This is a genomic window from Sodalis-like endosymbiont of Proechinophthirus fluctus (assembly GCF_001602625.1).
Classification (GTDB): Bacteria; Pseudomonadota; Gammaproteobacteria; order Enterobacterales; family Enterobacteriaceae.
In genome coordinates this window covers 348-2300 of record NZ_LECR01000081.1, presented here as the reverse complement: position 1 = coordinate 2300, position 1953 = coordinate 348, and the positions used below count along the sequence as shown (strand labels likewise).

Annotated in this window: 1 protein-coding gene and 1 pseudogene; both read left to right on the top strand. The window is 54.8% G+C overall.

Features of this window, described 5'->3' with window-relative positions:
- Positions 1-811: 811 nt before the first annotated feature.
- A pseudogene (locus BG74_RS17950) lies at positions 812-1112 on the top strand (exodeoxyribonuclease V subunit gamma); the annotation flags it as partial.
- Position 1113: 1 nt separating this feature from the next.
- On the top strand, positions 1114-1953 hold an 840-nt coding region (locus tag BG74_RS17945; protein ID WP_244267441.1), incomplete at both ends, for an exodeoxyribonuclease V subunit gamma.

The window sequence follows — 1953 nt, the reverse complement described above, 5'->3', positions numbered from 1 at the left end:
CGCTGCACTTTTTTCCCGAACTGCACCGTGGTGCCGAAGGAGCGATAGTACAACTGAGATTGATGCGCCAGCTTAATCTCTATGCACTGACTATGGTCAAGTACCTGCCTTCGTACCGGCTTTTCGACTCAAGGCAAGGCAGAGCGCGCTGTAGATTTACAGACGCTAGGGAGCCATCCAGCTCCTTGTTTTATTGTCGGTTATGCCTATTACTCGCGCAGTGATGCATCCGGCATCTCGTCTCTGCCACCTTCGGCTATCTCCTATGTAGGGGGCGCTAGAGACTCAGTGTGATATACGTGATTGTCAAAGGGACTGAGAAAAGGAGTTCAATAGCTATGAGCTGGCGATGATACGGCTGCGATTTACCATCCTTACAGGTGGTGCTCTGCGCATTCATTTGGCCGCGACTACCCGTCGTCGGCCGGATATCGGCCACGCCGTGACATAGGTCGTGGCGCAGCGAAATCTATGAATAGGAAACCGGATATCGGCGCTTCTGGCGACGGCGTTGCTCGCTATCACCGCGCTAGAGCCGCTGTATCCGCCGGCGCTGGACCCCTAGTGCGCTATCTCAGCCGCCCAACTGGCGGATTAACCTGATTGAATAATCCTGCGACGAGTATTGCCGGCGTTGTTACCGACATAGTCAATTTGCCGGCCAGCGAACGCATCAGCCTCAATGAATAGGGTTGCCAGAATTCAGATGGCTTAACAAGTACGTGATCGCTTGCGTTCCGGGTAAATCAAGTTAGAGTGGGTGCAGACATTGTAATAAGCCCTTGGGCAGAAGGTCATTGGCGAGGAGTTTATGTTTACCGTTTATCATTCTAACCAACTGGATCTGCTTAAGACCCTTATCACCGTGCTGATCGCGGGCAGGCCGCTGCGCGATCCGTTCCAGTCAGAAGTAATTCTGGTCCAAAGCAACGGGATGGCGCAGTGGATGCAGATGGAATTAGCAGCACACTTCGGTATTGCGGCCAACATTGAATTTCCGCTGCCGGCCAGCTTTATCTGGCAGATGTTCAACCACGTGTTGCCCGATATTCCTGATGAAAGCGCATTTTCCAAACCGGCGATGACTTGGCGGCTGATGGCACTGCTGCCTCNTCTGTGTCATCAGCCGGAATTTGCGGCGATAAGCGAATATCTGCTCGATGATGATGATAAGCGTAAAGTTTTCCAATTCGCCGACCGGGTCGCGGATCTCTTCGACCAGTATCTGGTATATCGTCCCGACTGGCTAGAAATCTGGCAACGTGGTGAAGTGATTGACGGTATAGGAGACGCTCAGCGCTGGCAGGCCCCATTGTGGCGGACGTTAATGGCCGAGACGGGACGGGCAGGGCATCCGCTGTGGCACCGCGCCAATCTATATCAGTGTTTTATCCAGACATTGACGCAAAGCCAGACGCGGCCACTTGGATTGCCTGATAGAGTGTTTATCTGCGGCATCTCAGTGTTACCTCCTACCTACCTACAAGCGCTTCAGGCGTTAGGGCGCCATATTGATATCCATCTTCTGTTTACCAATCCCTGTCGCTATTACTGGGGGGATATTCGCGATCGCGCTTTTCTAACGCGGCTGCTGCACCGCCGTCGCCGGCACTATCAGCAGCGGACAGAGCAGGCGCTGTTTCGGTGCCCCGAACAGGCCGCCGCGCTGTTCGACCCGCTGGGAGAGCAGCAAATAGGTAACCCGCTGCTGGCCTCCTGGGGCAAACAGGGGCGCGATAATCTTTACCTGCTGGCGCAGATGGACGGTATTGCCGAGGTGGATGCATTTGTTGAGCCGGCTGGTGATAACTTGCTAAGCCTACTGCAGCGCGATATCCTGGCCCTCGAGGATCACGCAGTGATTGGCATGGAGGGCGAAACGCTCATTCAGGGCGGCGGCAAGCGGCCACTGCGGCTGGATGACCGCTCGCTGAGCCTGCATGTCTGCCATAG